Genomic DNA, 15,515 nt, shown 5'->3' with positions numbered 1-15,515 from the left:
AAAAAACCCAAAGCGCGATGAGGATTCATCCTAATCGCATCGCGCTTTGGGTCGCTTGACGATCACTGCAGCGGCGGGTCGCCGCTGGTGCGCTTCTTGGCGAGGTCCATCTCGGTGACGGCGATCAGTATCTCGGCGCGGGTCTTCAGGTCGGGCGCCTCCAGCATGGCCTGCTTCTCGGCGGGGCCGTAAGGCGACATCATCGCGAGCGCATTGACGAGGGCTTCATTGGGCGCGCTCTCGACGCCCTCCCAGTCGACCTTGAGGTTGTTGGCCTTCAGGAAGTCCGCCAGCACCGCCAGCAGCGCCTCGCGGTCGACCTCCTCCTCGCCGCGGCGCGCGGTGAAATCGTCGACGTAGGCGAAGAAGTCCACCTTGCACTGCCGATAGGGGGTGAGCACCTCGAGCTCCTCGACCACCTTGAAGCGCGAAACGCCGGTGAGCTCGAGGATGTAGCGGCCGTCGCCGGACTCGGCGAGCTGGGTGATGCGGCCGACGCAGCCGACGCGGAACAGCGCCGGCTTGTCGGAATCCTTCCGCGAATGCGCGATGTCGGGCTGGATCATGCCGATCAGGCGATGGCCGTCGCGGAAGGAATCGTCGACCATCGAAAGGTAGCGCGGCTCGAAGATGTTGAGCGGCATCTGGCCGCGCGGCAGCAGCAGCGCGCCCGGCAGCGGGAAGACCGGAATGATCTCCGGGAGGTCGGCGGGCCCGCGATATTCGATGTTGATCGGCATCTGCCCGGTCCCCTGGCGTTGCTAGCGCATGATCCGGATCCGAAGGACCGCGTTAGCGCAAAGTGTGGAGCGGTTTTCCGAACAGATCATGCTCAAAAAAGGCCGTTACGAAAACAGGATCGTCGACAAACGTTTGCGGCCTTCGACGGTTGCATCATCCGTGCCGCCCCAGGCCTCGAAGAACTGCACCAGCTGCTTGCGGGCGCCGTCGTCGTTCCATTTGCGGTCGCGCTTGATGATCTCGAGCAGCTGCTCGGTCGCCGCCGCGCGGTTGCCTTGGGCGTTGAGCGCGGTGGCGAGGTCGAATCGGGCCTGATGATCGAGCGGGTTTGCGGCGACTTTCTGTTCCAGCTCGGCGACCGGTCCGAGCGATTTCGCCTGCTCGGCGAGATCGATCGCGGTTTGCACCGCCTTCACGGCCGGGTCGTTGCGCTTGGATTCCGGCACCATGGCCAGCGTCTGCTTGGCCTGCTCCATCGCGCCGGAAACGGCGTAGCACTTCGCAAGGCCCGCCAGCGCCGCGATGTTGGTGGAATCATGCTGCAGCGCCTCGGCATAGATCTGCGCCGCCGCCGCCGCGTCGCCCTCGGCGAGCACCGCGTCGGCCTCCTGCACGATCTCGGCGACGTTGACCTCGCCCGGCGCGGTGACGCCCTTGGTCAGCCGCTCGATGAAGGCGTTGACCTGGCTCTCCGGCACCGCGCCCATGAAGCCGTCGGCCGGCTGGCCGTTGACGAAGGCGATCACGGCTGGGATCGACTGGATGCCCATCTGGCCCGGGATCGCCGGATGATGGTCGATGTTCATCTTGACCAGCTTGACCTTGCCCTTGGCCGCCTTCACCGCCTTCTCCAGGACGGGGGTGAGCTGCTTGCAGGGGCCGCACCATTCCGCCCAGAAATCGATCAGCACGGGCTGGCGCTTCGATTCCTCGATGACGTCCTTCACGAAGGTCTGGGTGGTGGTGTCCTTGATCAGGTCGGCCGCAGCCGGACCCGCCGCTCCGTTACCCTGGTCGATGATCGTCACGGGATTCCCTCGTCATGTCTGGAATGGCGGCTCTTTAGCACGCCGCCGCGTCATATGCTTGTGGTCGGCTCCTAAATTGGGCCGAATGGGCCGAATTTCAATCCAGGTCCCGCGATTCGCCGGTTCCGGGGCGTTTCCGGTCGATTTGCCCCAGCTTCGGGCTCCATATGGCGCCTCAAATGCGAAATGATGCCGCCCGTAGCTGTTGCATTCCCCTCCCGCTTTTGGCATACGACAGCCGTTGTCGGCGCGTCACGCGACCGACACAGGATGCGGGTGTAGCTCAGTGGTAGAGCACGACCTTGCCAAGGTCGGGGTCGAGGGTTCGAGCCCCTTCGCCCGCTCCAATTTTCTCCAAAGCATCCAGCCAAACCGGATCGGGCCGTGGTTTTCCGCGCCGCTGGCGGCTGTTTCGGGTCTCACATGACAATTCTGGTCACAGGCAGCGCAGGTCACCTCGGTGAAGCCATTCTCCGGACCCTGCGTGGGCGTGGTGCCCCCGCGCGCGGAATCGATCTCAAGCCCTCCCCCTTCACCGATGCGGTCGGCTCCATCGTCGATCCCGGCTTCGTGCGGCGCCAGATGGACGGCGCCACTGCCGTGGTCCACACCGCGACGCTGCACAAGCCGCATGTGGCGACCCATTCCAAGCAGGATTTTGTCGACACCAACGTGTCAGGAACGCTGAACCTGCTCGAGGCGGCAGTCGCGGCCGGCGTGAAGAGCTTTGTCTTCACCAGCACCACCAGCGCATTCGGCTCGCAGCTGCGGCCCGAGGCGGGACAGGCGGCGGTGTGGGTCACCGAGGAGCTGCCATCGGTGCCGAAGAACATCTACGGCACGACCAAGCTGATGGCCGAGAACCTCTGCGAGCTGTTCTTTCGCGAGCGCGCGCTACCGATCGTGGTTCTGCGGACCTCGCGCTTCTTTCCGGAGGACGACGACGATCCGGCGATGCGATCGGCCTACACGCTGGACAACGCGCAGGCCAACGAGCTGCTCTACCGCCGGCTGGATATCGCGGACGCAGTGAGCGCGCATCTGCTCGCCGTCGAGCGTGCGCCCGGCATCGGCTTCGCCCGCTACATCGTCTCGGCGACGAGCCCGTTCGAGCAACGTCATCTCGGAGCGCTGGCGCGCGATGCCGCCGGCGTCGTGCGCGAGCTCTATCCGGAGTGCGCGCAGCTCTATGCGGCGCGCGGCTGGCGGCTCTTCCCCGCGATTGACCGGGTCTATGTCAACGAGCGCGCGCGGCGGGAGCTCGGCTGGCGACCCGAATTCGACTTCGCGCATGTGCTGCGCAGCCTGCGCGATGGCCGCGACTTCCGCAGCACGCTGGCGCGTGAGGTCGGATCGAAAGGCTACCACGACACACTGTTCGACGACGGACCCTACCCCGTCGCCCCGTGAGCGCCGCGATTATTTTACTCGACGCTTCAAATGATTGTCCGGCGTCACCGCGCGCGGATCAACTTGCGCAGTTCTATGCATGGGGTTGTTTTCGCACTTTTGTATGCCCAGCCCGGCGGAGCGCCTGACGACGTTGCGCGCGCGCTGTTGATTCCGCGTTGCAGCGCGAGGCGCGGTCGTCGCAGCGTTCATCCGTTCATTGACATTCCGTCTCAATTTTTGCTGCGCGCAGCCGCGCTGCATCCGGCGCGCTTCTCCCGATGGGCAGATGTGCTAACCTTTTTGCGCCTGTCGTCCCGACGGGCTCAAGACTTCGCCTCTCGACTAGCAAAAGAAAATAATGCGCAGCCCTGACGGCTGCCTTAGGGGAGTGATGCGATGACATCGATGTTCCATCGATCCGTGTTGGCGCTTGCGGCCGTGGCCCTTCTCGCGGGGACCGGCGCCGGCATGGCGCAGCAGCAGGACAAGAGCAAGCCGCTGAAGAAATACGACTCCAGCACCAAGGAGTTCTGGACCCATCCGCCGGATGACTGGTTCCTCGGTGACGAGACCGAGGCGCAGAAGGGCCTCGCGCCGCCGTCGGGCCCGCCGACCGGCGCCTCCGACGCCGAGCTCGCCAACATCGTCAAGAAGATCAAGCTGCCGCCGGGCTTCAAGATCGAGGTCTACGCCTCGGGCGTGCTGGCCGCGCGGCAGATGGCCTGGGGCGACAAGGGCACGTTGTTCGTCGGCTCGTTCGGCCTCGGCAACGTCTATGCCATCAAGGACAACAACGGAAAGAAGGAGGTCAAGACCGTCCTCAAGGGCCTCAACATGCCCACCGGTCTAGCCTTCCGGGACGGTGCGCTCTACGTCATCGCCGTCGACAAGCTGATCCGCTACGACAACGCCGAGGCCAATCTCGACAATCTCGGCCAGGGCAAGGTCGTCTATGACGACATGCCGTCCTATGCCGCGCATGGCTGGAAGTACATCGCGGTCGACAAGGAAGGCTGGTTCTTCCTGCCGTTCGGCCCGCCCTTTAACATCGGCATTCCGCCGACCAGTGTGTCGCAGATCCGGCGCGTCGATCCCAAGACCGGCAACGCCGAAATCTGGGCGCTCGGCGTCCGCAACTCGGTCGGCGGCGACGTCGATCCGCGCACCGGCAAGCTCTGGTTCACGGAGAATGCCCGCGACTGGATCAGCGATGATCTGCCCTCGGACAAGCTGAACATGATCAACCGGATCGGCGAGCATTTCGGCTATCCCTATTGCCATCAGGGCAATCTGCCTGACGACAAGTTCGCGATGGGCCACAAATGCTCCGAGTTCACGCCGCCCGTACTGAACCTCGGTGCCCATGTCGCGCCGCTCGGCATGAAGTTCTACACCGGCGATCAATTCCCCGCCGATTACAAGAACAACATCCTGATCGCGGAGCACGGCTCCTGGAATCGCCACAAGTACCAGGGCGCGCGCATCGTGCGCGTGATCGTCGGACCCGACGGCAAGAACCCGAAGCGAGAGGTTTTCGCCTCCGGCTGGCTCGAGGGCGACCAGGGCTATCTTGGCCGCCCGAACGACATCATCATCGCGAAGGACGGATCGATTCTCGTCGCCGACGACTGGGCCGGCGCGATCTATCGCATCAGCTATAGCAAGAAGTAGCGCGATCGGACGCAGAGGCTGCGGCGGCCGGGAGGTGCCGCAGCCTCCTTAATTTTAAAATCTCATGCTGTCGTTCCGGATTGCGCGGTAGCGCAAGTCCGGAACCCATAACCCCGGCTCGCGGTTATGGATTCCGGGCTCGTGCTCCGCACGTCCGGAATGACGAGCTCGATAGATCGGAATCCTTCCCCATGCGCCGGCAGTTCATTTCCCACGCAATCAGCGTGTTTGCGCTCCTGACGCTCGGCGCCTTCCCAGCCGAGGCCGCCGACAATGCCGCGATCAAGGAGAAGGCCACCGCCTGCTCCGGCTGCCACGGCGAGAACGGCATTTCGCAGACCGAGAACATCCCCTCGCTCGCCGGCCAGCCCGATCAATTCCTGCAATGGCAGCTCGTGTTCTTCCGCGCCGGCGCGCGCAAGAACGAACAGATGCAGCCGATCGTCGAAGGCATCACCAACGAGGACATCCGCAATTTCGGCGCTTACTTCGCCTCGCTGACGCCGCCGAAGGGACCCGAGGACGGGGATCCCGACCTGTCGAAGAAGGGCGCGCAGGTTGCCGCCGGCCGCCGCTGCGCCTCATGCCATACCGACAGCTATGCCGGCACCAAGGCGGTGGCGCGGCTCGCGGGCCAGCGTGAGGAATATCTCGTCAAGGCGCTGCACGATTACAAGGCCGGCCACCGTGTCGGCGGTGGTGTCGCCGCGATGGCCGACGTCGCCTATCACATGAGCGACGAGGAAATTACCGCCGTGTCGCACTATCTCGCGCATTTGAAATAGCGCTGAGCTGTTTCGGCAATCGCAGCTCGTCATCCCGGGGCGCGACACAGTCGCGAGCCCGGGATCCATAACCACAAGGAAGCGTTTTGCGAAGACTCGGAGTCACCACTTCGCTCCATAACCACTCCCTGTGGTTATGGGTCCCGGGCTCGCGCGGCGCGCGCCCCGGGACGACACCGAATGTGTGGTTACGCCCTACCCCGCCCGCTGCCTCTCATACGCCTTCAGATGCGTATACGCGATGCGCAGCTTCGGCACCGGCACCTTGGCGGCGTCGGCGCGCGCGATGAGATCGCCGATGACGTGATCGGCCTCGACAGGCAGGCCGGCCTTGATGTCGCGGAACATCGATGCCGTCAGCGGCGAGCCCTCGGTGGTGAGATTGCCTTTGACGCGATCGAAGAACGGGCCGCCCGGCGGATAGCCGGACGCCGTGGCAATCGCGCTGGTCTCATCCAGCATGCCGAGCAGGAAATCGCGGCCGCCGGGCGCGGCGAGGATATTGCCGACGGACGTCCGCATCAGGCTGGTGCTTGCAGCGAGCGAGGACAGGAACACCCACTTCTCCCACATGTCCTGCATGATGTTCTGGCTGGCGCTGGCGCCATGGATGCCGCTCTTGAAGGCCTCGTCGATCGCCTTCACCCGGTCCGACATCCCGCCGTCGCGCTCGCCGTAGCTGAGCGACTGCATCGGCTGGAGCTGCACCACCTCGCGCTTCTCGTTCAGCGTGGCCGCAATGGCGCAGAGGCCGCCGAGTACGCGCTCCTTGCCGAACTTCGTGTCCAGCGTGTCGAGATGCTTCATGCCGTTGAGCATCGGGATGATTGCGGTGTTCGGCCCCACCGCGGGGGCGAACGACTTGATGGCATCGTCGAGGTCGAACGCCTTGCAGCTGAGCAGAACGACGTCGAATTTGTCCTTGATCGCGTCGGCTTGAACCGTCGGCGGGTTCTTCAAGGTCACATCGCCGTTCGGGCTCTTGATGACGAGGCCAGCGCTCGCGAGCTCGCCGGCGCGGCGCGGCCTAACCAGGAAGGTGACGTCGCGGCCGGCCTGCAACAGCCTGCCACCGAAATAGCCGCCGATGGCGCCGGCGCCGACCACGAGGATGCGCATGGGAGAACTCCGCTTTTATTACTGGCGAATGGCGAATAGGGAGTAGCGAATAGTGGGCGCGATTTCCACTCGCTATTCGCTACGTGCCATTCGCGCGCTTCACTTTCCCGACACCATTTCCTCGACCTCGCGCAACTGCTCCTTGCCGAAGAACATTTCCTTGCCGACGAAGAAGGTCGGCGAGCCGAAGGCGCCGCGGGCGACCGCTTCCTCGGTGTTCTTGATCAGCTTGGCCTTCACCTCGGGTTCCCCGGCGCGGGCGAACAGCTTTTGCGCATCGAGACCAGACGACGCCAGCGCCTTCGCCGCGATCTCGGGATCGTCCATCTTCTTCGGCTCGCGCCACATGTGGTGGAAGGCGGCCTCGACATATGTCTCGAACACGCCCTCGAGCTGCGCTGCGATCGCTGCGCGCATCAGGTTCAGCGTGTTGACGGGAAAGTGCGGATTCCAGACATAGGGCTGGACATGAAAGCGTTTGATGAAGCGCTCGGTCTCGATCTGCTGGAACTCCCGCTTGTTCTTGATGCCGGCGAGCGTCTCGGCCGGCGACTTGTTGTTGGTCGACTTGAAGATGCCGCCGAGCAGGATCGGCACATATTCGAACTTGACGCCGATCCGCTGTTCGATGGCCGGAATCGCCAGATGGCTGAGATAGGCGTTGGGGCTACCAAAATCGAACAGGAATTGCGGGGCGGTGCGGGTCAAAATCATTCTCCCTGGCCTGGTTTTCTGAGTGGCTTTTTCTCATTGTGGCGCAGGCCGCGCCGCAGGTCCATCGTTTAATGACGGTCATAATACTTTGACCGTCAGATCAGGCGCTGCATCGCCCGCTTGCGCCACACCAGATGGTAATAGCCCATCTGCAGAATCAACATGGCGCAGAACACGATGGGATAGGCGGCCCACACGCCGGTCAGACCGACCGTGTGGCTGAGGATGATTGCAGCCGGCAGCTCGATTGCGGCGATCGCGAAGATCGACAGCAGCATCGGCGTCAACGCGACGCCGGCGCCGCGCATTGCGCCCGAGAACACCGTGGCGAGCCCGAACGGCACCGAGCTCCACAAGGCGATGTTGAGCAATCCCTTCGCCAGATCCAGCACGGCGCCGTCGGTGATGAAGATGCCGAGCACCACGCGTGGCGCGAGGTAGATCAGCGCCACCAACCCGCCGGTCAGGACGATATTGAACGCAAGGCCCATCCGCACGATGCCGTCGAGCCGGGCCCGGTCGCCGCCGCCGACGGCCTGGGCGCCGAGAATCGAGACCGCGATCGAGATCGACATCGCCGTGAACTGGGTGTAGCCCATCACCTGGTTGACGGCGCCATAGGCCGCGGTGGCATTCGAGCCGAAGCCGTTGACGAGGCCCAGCAGCACAAGCTCGGCGATCGCCATCAACACCATGCCGATCGCGCTCGGCAGGCCGATGCCGAGGACTTTGCCGAGCACGGCGCCGTTTAGCCGGAGGTGACGCAGCAGCGTCGCATCCGGCGCGAGCGCGTGCTTTCTCCGCAGCAGATAGGCAGCCAGCACGATCAGCGTCAGCGTGTTCGAGATCGCAGCCGCCCAGGCAGGACTGGTGATGCCGGCCACCGGCAATCCGAACGTGCCGCGGATCAGCATCGGCGTCAGGATCAGGCCGATCGCCGTCGACAAGGCCAGCGCCAGCAGCGGCGTCAGTCCATCGCCGACGCCGCGGATCATCGCCGTCATCAGCAGGAAGATGAAGCCGAGCGGCATCGTCAACAGCATGATGCGCGCATAGGCGCTGGCTTCATCGAGAATGTCCGCGGGCGTGGCGAGCATGGCCATCAGGGGTCGGCTGAAGATCCCGCCAACGAGTGCAATCGCTATCGAGAGCAGCAGGCCGACGGCGAGTGTCGTGCCGACGATGATCTTGATCCGGCCATGCTCGCCGGCGCCGAAGGCCTGGCCGATCAGCACGGTGGCGCCGGTGCTGAGGCCCATGACGAAGGCGAACAGGAAGAACATCACGGGGAAGAACGCCGAGACCGCAGCGAGCGCGTCGACGCCGATCATCTGGCCGAGATAGACGTTGCTGACGGTGCCGAACAGCGATTGCAGCGCGTTGCTCAGCATCAGGGGTGCGAGAAAGCGGAGGAATGTGGTCCAGAGCGGCTTTGCGGCAGACATGGCATTGGCCTTTCATCAGGGCGTGCGAAGCCGTTACCGCGCAATGCGCGGCTCGGCCGTCGATGGGGCGTGAGAAGCGGCGCGCGGTCTAGGCGCGGTCGCTGTAGGCGAGCTTGACGATGTGGTCGCGGATGTCGGTCGGCCAGTCGGCGATCAGGCCGGTGAAGCGTCGCCGGTCATCCGCGAACAGGGCGCGCGAGGCTTCCTCGAACTGCGGCAGATCGCCGGCCATGGTCGACATGAAGTGGTAGGCCGCATCGCGCGCCTGCCGCTCGCGGTCCTTGTCGCCGCTGGCGCGCCTGGCTTCGTCGACGAGCTTGCGCAGCGCGACCGAAGCGCCGCCGGCCTGTGCGTTGAGCCACTCCCAGTGCCGCGGCAGCAAGGTCACCTCGCGCGCGACCACGCCGAGCTTCGGCCGGCCGCGACCGCGCGGCTCTGCGGGTGCTTCGGTCGCCTCAGCCGACGGCGGGACAAGCTTCGTCAAGCGCGCCAACACCTCGCGATCTCCACCACGCAGATCGAAGTCGATCGATCGGCCCGTGGCGTCCTCGAAGATGATGATTGGCTCGTCCGGCTGTGACGCCACCCGCTTGACGACCAGCGCGACCTCTCCGGCCGGCCCGGACACCAGGCGGCGTTGTCCCTGGAAAGCGGTGAAAAATTTCTGCATTGGAATCATTGCCATTTTGACGATGCTGGGTTTCTTAATACCCGGGTAAATTACTCGCGTCAATATACCCGGATAAAAATATCCGCAGCGACGGCTCGACAATGTGTTCCCGGGCTGGCACCAACGGCGCGGCCGATGACCACGACCAAGCCTTGAGGACCCCGCGATGCTGACCGTTCACCACCTCAACAATTCCCGCTCGCAGCGCGTGCTGTGGCTGCTCGAGGAGCTGGGCGTTCCCTACGAGATCGTGCGCTATCAGCGTCAGCCGGACATGCGCGCGCCGAAGGAGCTGCGCGCCATCCATCCGCTCGGCAAATCGCCCGTCATCACCGACAACGGCAACACCATCGCCGAGTCAGGCGCGATCATCGAGTATCTCATCGCCACCTATGGCAACGGACAGCTGATCCCCGCGCCGGGCACGCCGGAGCGGCTGCGCTACACCTATTGGCTGCACTATGCGGAAGGATCCGCGATGCAGCCGCTGCTGCTCAAGCTGCTGTTCACGCTGATGCCGAAGCGTGCGCCGGCCCTGCTGCGCCCGCTGGTGCGCAAGGTCTGCAACCAGGCGCTGACCGCGCTGGTCAATCCGCAGCTGAAGCAGCACATGGACTATTGGGAAGGCGAGCTCGGCAAGAGCGAATGGTTCGCCGGCAGCGAGTTCACCGCGGCTGACATCCAGATGAGCTTTCCGCTCGAAGCCGCCCAAGCTCGCGGCGGCCTCGAGCAGGGCCATCCCAAGGCGATGGCGTTCCTGGAGCGCATCCACGCCCGGCCTGCATATGCGCGCGCGCTGGAGAAGGGCGGGCCGTATCAGGTCGGGCGGTAAGCTCCCTTACCCCGTCATTCCGGGAGCAGGTTACTGCCCCGCCGCCTCCGCGCCGCGCGTGCGCGGATCGGCTGCGCCCAGCGTTCCGTTCGGCGTCACCAGAATCGAGTTGGCAGATGTCTGGCCCATCGGCTCGACGACGAGGTGCCCTATCGCCTTCAGCTCGAGCAGCACGCCCTCGGGAAAGCCGCGCTCGACGCGCACTTCATCCGGCAGCCATTGGTGGTGCAGCCGCGGCGCTGCGACGGCGGCCGCAACATCCATCTTGTAATCGAGCACGTTCACGATCACCTGCAGCACGGTCGAGATGATGCGGCTGCCGCCGGGCGAGCCCGTCACCAGCACCGGCTTGCCGTCCCTCAGCACGATGGTCGGTGACATCGACGACAGCGGCCGCTTACCGGGACCGGGAAGATTCGCTTCGAAGCCGACCAGGCCATAGGCGTTGGAGGCGCCGATTGCCGCGGTGAAATCGTCGAGTTCGTTGTTGAGCAGCACGCCGGTGCCGTCGGCGACGAGGCCGACGCCGTAGCTGAAGTTCAGCGTGTAGGTGTTGCTGACGGCATTGCCGCGGGTGTCGACGACGGAAAAATGCGTGGTGTTGCTGCCCTCACGTGGCGCGGCAGGAGAGGTCACGAGCTCTTTTGACGGCGTGGCGCGTTCGAGGGAAATGTTTGCGCGCAGCTTCGCGGCATAGTCCTTCGCAATGAGGGTCTCGATCGGCGCGTTGACGAAGGCGGGATCACCGAGATAGCGGGCGCGATCGGCATAAGCGCGCTTCATGGCTTCGATCAAGTGATGCAGCGACGCCGCCGATCCCTGCTTCAGATCGGCCAGAGGGAAGCCTTCGAGGATGTTGAGCGTCTCCATCAGCACGACGCCGCCGGATGAGGGTAGCGGCATCGACACGATGTCATAGCCGCGGTAGCTGCCACGCACCGGCGTGCGGATGACCGGCTGATAGGCCTTGAGGTCGGCCGGCGTCATGATGCCGCCGGCATCGGTCACGGCCTTGGCGAGCTTCTCGGCGACCGGCCCCTCGTAGAATCCCCGCGGCCCCTGTGCAGCGACGGCCGCCAGCGTTTCGGCGAGATCGCCCTGCACCAGCCGATCGCCTTCGCCCAGCGGCGTGCCATCCGGTCGCGAGAATATCCTGGCCGAAGAAGGCCAGCGTGCCAGCCGCCGGTGCCAGCCCGGCAACGTATCGGCCATGTCGTCGCTGACGATGAAGCCATCGCGTGCGAGCGCGATCGCAGGCGCCAGCAGTTGCGCCAGCGTGAACTGACCCGAGCCGTATTTCTCGAGCGCGAGCGCAAGGCCGGCGACGGTGCCGGGCACGCCGATGCCGAGCGCGGAATCCCGTGACTTCGTCGCGTCGGGCTTGCCGTCGGCGCCGAGGAAGATCTGCGGCGTGGTCGCGGCCGGCGCGGTTTCGCGATAGTCGATCGTGATGTCTTCATTGCGATCGGCGGAATGGATCACCATGAAGCCGCCGCCGCCGATATTGCCGGCACGCGGATAGGTCACGGCCATCGCGAAGCCGGTCGCGACCGCAGCGTCGATGGCATTGCCGCCGCGCCGCAGGATGTCGGCGCCGATCTGCGCGGAGATCTTCTCCTGCGCCACCACCATGCCGTGCTCGGCGGCGACGGCGCGCACTGCCTCGCGTGCGGGCGGAACATAGCCCTGCCGTGCATCCTGAGCGGTCGCAGGGGCGAGACCGAGCACCAGGACGGTAATGGCGGCTAACAATCTCCGCCGTGTCGAATATGACGACATCATCGAATTCCCGCCGTGGCGTTGCACCGGTTCACACCCGTCACTGTAATGCTATACCGTTTGCTCTAAGAGAGGCAAAACTGTTCGTGATGGGTGCTGCGTGATGACGACAATCGCTCCGGATGCGCGCATGGCCGGCGTGGCGCGGACCTATCCGCCGCGCGCCGCCGTCGTGAGTTGGATCTTCTTCGATTGGGCCGCGCAGCCATATTTCACGCTGATCACGACCTTCGTGTTCGCGCCCTATTTCGCGACGGCCATTGCGCCAAATCCCGCCGCCGGTCAATCCTTGTGGGGCTTTGCGATGGCGGCCGCGGGCCTTGCGATCGCGCTGTTGTCGCCGGTGCTCGGCGCCATCGCCGACGCTTCGGGCCGCAGGAAACCGTGGATCGCAGGTTTCGGTACGGTGCTTGTGTTGGCGTCCTGCACGCTCTGGATCGGCAAGCCCGGCGATCATGCCGTCATTCCGCTGGTGCTCACCACAGTTGCGCTCGCCAGCGTCGGTGCGGAATTTGCCACGCTCTTCAACAACGCGATGATGCCGACGCTGGTGCCGCCGGAGCGGATCGGTCGTCTCTCCGGCACCGGCTGGGCCACGGGCTACATTGGCGGCATCGTCAGCCTGATCATCGTGCTCGGCCTGCTCGCCGCCAATCCCGAGACCGGCCGCACGCTGCTCGGCGTCACGCCGCTCTTCGGCCTCGATCCCCTCACACGTCAGGGCGATCGTGCCGCGGGGCCGCTGACTGCGCTGTGGTTCATCATCTTCGTGACGCCGATGTTCCTGTTCACGCCGGATTATCCGGCGAAGCGCCCGCTGGGCGAGGCGTTGCGCGAAGGCCTGTCGGAGCTGAAGCAGTCGATCAAGAGTCTGCCGAGGCAGAAATCGCTCGCGGCATTCCTGCTCGCCAACATGATCTACACCGATGGTCTGGTGTCGCTGTTCGCCTTCGGCGGCATCTATGCCGCGGGCACCTTCGGCTGGCATACGATCCAGATCGGGACGTTCGGCATCATGCTCGCGATCGCCGGCGCGCTCGGCGCCTGGTTCGGCGGCAAGCTGGATGATCGTCTCGGGCCGAAGCGCGTCATCGCCGGCAGCCTGCTGGTCCTGCTGCTGTCGGTGGCCGCGATTCTCCTCGTCGACAAGGACAGCGTCCTGTTCGTCAAGACCGCGCCGCCGCAAGCGGGCGCTGCCCTGTTCTCGAGTACGGCCGAGCGCGCCTATCTCGTGCTGGGCTGCCTGATCGGTGCAGCCGGCGGCCCGCTCCAGGCTGCTTCCCGCACCCTGCTGATCCATCTCGCGCCGAAGGATCGCATCGCGCAATATTTCGGCCTGTTTGCGCTGACGGGAAAGGTGACGTCCTTCATCGGCCCGCTCCTGATCGGCCTGGTCACCGCGCTGACCGCCAGCCAAAAGGCCGGCATGGCCGTGCTGGTGGTGTTCTTCGTTGCGGGATTGGGCCTGTTGCTGCGGGTGCGGGATTAGCCCGCATCATGCAACTCTATCCTCGTCATTGCGAGGAGCACTTGCGACGAAGCAATCCAGACCTCCCTTGCGGAGACAGACTGGATTGCTTCGCTTCGCTCGCACTGACGAGTCGATGGACTCAATGCCTGAAGTGCCGCGTTCCCGTGAACACCATGGCGATGCCGTGCTCGTCGGCGGCCTTGATCACCTCGTCGTCGCGCATGGAGCCGCCGGGCTGCACCACGGCGGTGGCGTCGGCTTCGATGCAGGCGAGCATGCCGTCGGCGAACGGGAAGAACGCATCCGAGGCCACCACCGAACCCTTGGTGAGCGGTTCGGCGAGCTTCAGCTCGGCCGCCGCATCCTGCGCCTTGCGTGCGGCGATCCGCGCTGAATCCACCCGGCTCATCTGACCCGCGCCGATACCGACGGTGGCGAGATCCTTGGCGTAGATGATGGTGTTGGACTTGACGTGTTTTGCCACCCGGAACGCAAACTTCAGATCACGCATCTCCGCATCCGTCGGCGCGCGCTTGGTGACGACCTTGAACGTCATGTCGTCGACCACGGCGTTGTCGCGGCTTTGCACCAGCAGGCCGCCGGCCACCGTCTTGGCGGTCAGGCCCGGCGCACGCGGATCGGGCAGGCTGCCGGCGAGCAGCAGGCGCAGGTTCTTCTTGCCGCCGATGATGGCGACCGCCTCTTCGCTGGCATCTGGCGCGATGATGACCTCGGTGAATATCTTGGTAATCTCGCGCGCGGTATCGGCATCGAGCGGACGGTTCATCGCGATGATGCCGCCGAACGCGGACGTCGAATCGCAGGCCAGCGCCCTGCGATAGGCCTCGACGAGGTTCGGCCCTTCGGCGACGCCGCAGGGATTGGCATGCTTGACGATGACGCAGGCCGCGGTGCGCTTGGCGTCGAACTCGCCGATGCATTCGTAGGCGGCATCGGTGTCGTTGATGTTGTTGTAGGAGAGCTCCTTGCCCTGGAGCTGCCGCGCGGTGGAGACGCCGGGGCGCTTGTCCGGCGTCGCATAGAACGCGGCGGTCTGGTGCGGGTTCTCGCCGTAGCGCAGCGACTGGATCAGCCTGCCGCCGAAAGCGCGGAAGTCGGGCGCGTCGATCTCGAGCTGACGGTTGAACCAGTTCGAGATCGCGGCGTCATAGGCCGCAGTGCGGGCATAGGCCTTCGCGGCAAGCCGCCGGCGCAGCTTTAGCGTGGTCGCGCCCTTGTTGCCGGCGAGCTCGTCGAGCACGGCCTGATAGTCCTGCGCCTCGACCACGACGGCAACATCGTCGTGATTCTTGGCGGCGGCGCGGATCATCGCGGGGCCGCCGATGTCGATGTTCTCGATGCAATCCTCGAAGCCCGCGCCTTTGTCGACGGTCGCCTCGAACGGATAGAGATTGACGACGAGCAGGTCGATTGGCGCGATGCCGTGCGCCTGCATCGCCTCCGCATGGTCCTTGTTGTCGCGGATCGCGAGCAAGCCGCCATGCACCTTCGGATGCAGCGTCTTGACGCGGCCGTCCATCATCTCGGGGAAGCCGGTGAGGTCGGAAACGTCCTTGACCTTGAGGCCGGCCGCGGCGATCGCTTTCGCGGTGCCGCCGGTCGAGACAAGCTCGACATCGTGCGCGGCGAGCGCCTTGGCGAACTCGATCAGGCCGGTCTTGTCGGAGACGGAGAGAAGGGCGCGGGTGACGCGGCGGGGATGGTCAGTCATGAGCAAGATCCTCTGTTCAGGGAGTGTCTATGCCCAGGCGCGCGGCTTATATGTCCCGCGCTTCCCGATGGTGCTCCATCCAAGGTCGCCAGTCGCGCGAGCGAGCGCTCGATAGCAGCTTTTGGCGTTGCTCTCA

The 15,515-nt window shown here is 64.9% G+C and carries 13 protein-coding genes, 1 tRNA gene and 1 riboswitch; of the genes, 6 read left to right on the top strand and 8 right to left on the bottom strand.

Annotated elements, in window-relative coordinates:
- Positions 1–62: 62 nt before the first annotated feature.
- Positions 63–740, bottom strand: a complete 678-nt coding sequence (locus tag I6F17_RS26985; protein ID WP_036003016.1) for an LON peptidase substrate-binding domain-containing protein — start codon at positions 738–740, stop codon at positions 63–65.
- A 105-nt stretch (positions 741–845) separates the two neighbouring features.
- Positions 846–1,769: a thioredoxin gene (trxA, locus tag I6F17_RS26980; protein ID WP_025033093.1), complete on the bottom strand. Its 924-nt coding sequence runs from the start codon at positions 1,767–1,769 to the stop codon at positions 846–848.
- A gap of 272 nt (positions 1,770–2,041) precedes the next feature.
- Here trxA and I6F17_RS26975 point away from each other — a divergent pair.
- The 4 genes from I6F17_RS26975 to I6F17_RS26960 all read left to right on the top strand — a co-directional run bounded on the left by I6F17_RS26975 (position 2,042) and on the right by I6F17_RS26960 (position 5,617).
- Positions 2,042–2,116, top strand: a tRNA-Gly gene (locus I6F17_RS26975).
- A gap of 76 nt (positions 2,117–2,192) precedes the next feature.
- On the top strand, positions 2,193–3,179 hold the full coding sequence (locus I6F17_RS26970) for an NAD(P)-dependent oxidoreductase (protein WP_225127428.1): 987 nt from the start codon (positions 2,193–2,195) through the stop codon (positions 3,177–3,179).
- Positions 3,180–3,557: 378 nt separating this feature from the next.
- Positions 3,558–4,832, top strand: coding sequence for a PQQ-dependent sugar dehydrogenase (locus I6F17_RS26965; protein ID WP_225127431.1), 1,275 nt, complete (start codon positions 3,558–3,560; stop codon positions 4,830–4,832).
- 191 nt (positions 4,833–5,023) lie between these two features.
- Positions 5,024–5,617, top strand: coding sequence for a c-type cytochrome (locus I6F17_RS26960; RefSeq protein WP_225127434.1), 594 nt, complete (start codon positions 5,024–5,026; stop codon positions 5,615–5,617).
- Positions 5,618–5,812: 195 nt separating this feature from the next.
- On the opposite strand, the gene panE is transcribed toward I6F17_RS26960, so the two are convergent.
- The 4 genes from panE to I6F17_RS26940 all read right to left on the bottom strand — a co-directional run bounded on the left by panE (position 5,813) and on the right by I6F17_RS26940 (position 9,580).
- Positions 5,813–6,736 (bottom strand): 2-dehydropantoate 2-reductase, encoded by a 924-nt coding sequence (gene panE, locus I6F17_RS26955; protein WP_225127435.1) that lies wholly within the window; start codon positions 6,734–6,736, stop codon positions 5,813–5,815.
- 99 nt (positions 6,737–6,835) lie between these two features.
- Complete coding sequence (locus tag I6F17_RS26950) at positions 6,836–7,444, bottom strand: 2-hydroxychromene-2-carboxylate isomerase (protein WP_225127437.1); 609 nt, start codon at positions 7,442–7,444, stop codon at positions 6,836–6,838.
- A gap of 101 nt (positions 7,445–7,545) precedes the next feature.
- A complete protein-coding gene (locus I6F17_RS26945) occupies positions 7,546–8,895 on the bottom strand; it encodes an MATE family efflux transporter (RefSeq protein ID WP_225127439.1) in 1,350 nt (449 codons plus the stop codon).
- 88 nt (positions 8,896–8,983) lie between these two features.
- Positions 8,984–9,580, bottom strand: a complete 597-nt coding sequence (locus I6F17_RS26940) for a DUF2239 family protein (RefSeq protein WP_085974529.1) — start codon at positions 9,578–9,580, stop codon at positions 8,984–8,986.
- A 151-nt stretch (positions 9,581–9,731) separates the two neighbouring features.
- Here I6F17_RS26940 and I6F17_RS26935 point away from each other — a divergent pair, with 151 nt between their 5' ends.
- Positions 9,732–10,397, top strand: coding sequence for a glutathione S-transferase (locus tag I6F17_RS26935; protein ID WP_057025807.1), 666 nt, complete (start codon positions 9,732–9,734; stop codon positions 10,395–10,397).
- 30 nt (positions 10,398–10,427) lie between these two features.
- Here I6F17_RS26935 and ggt read toward each other — a convergent pair whose 3' ends face one another.
- Positions 10,428–12,179, bottom strand: coding sequence for a gamma-glutamyltransferase (ggt, locus tag I6F17_RS26930; RefSeq protein WP_225127441.1), 1,752 nt, complete (start codon positions 12,177–12,179; stop codon positions 10,428–10,430).
- A 100-nt stretch (positions 12,180–12,279) separates the two neighbouring features.
- On the opposite strand from ggt, the gene I6F17_RS26925 reads away from it, so the two are divergent.
- The gene (locus I6F17_RS26925) at positions 12,280–13,665 is read left to right on the top strand and encodes an MFS transporter (RefSeq protein WP_225127443.1); all 1,386 of its coding nucleotides are present in this window, start codon (positions 12,280–12,282) and stop codon (positions 13,663–13,665) included.
- Between the two features lie 121 nt (positions 13,666–13,786).
- On the opposite strand, the gene purH is transcribed toward I6F17_RS26925, so the two are convergent.
- Positions 13,787–15,379, bottom strand: coding sequence for a bifunctional phosphoribosylaminoimidazolecarboxamide formyltransferase/IMP cyclohydrolase (purH, locus tag I6F17_RS26920; protein WP_225127445.1), 1,593 nt, complete (start codon positions 15,377–15,379; stop codon positions 13,787–13,789).
- Between the two features lie 24 nt (positions 15,380–15,403).
- Positions 15,404–15,485, bottom strand: a riboswitch (ZMP/ZTP riboswitch).
- Positions 15,486–15,515 lie beyond the last annotated feature (30 nt).

This window comes from Bradyrhizobium sp. NBAIM18, assembly GCF_020193825.1.
GTDB classification, from domain to species: Bacteria; Pseudomonadota; Alphaproteobacteria; order Rhizobiales; family Xanthobacteraceae; genus Bradyrhizobium; species Bradyrhizobium yuanmingense.
This window is presented reverse-complemented; position numbering and strand designations above follow the sequence as displayed.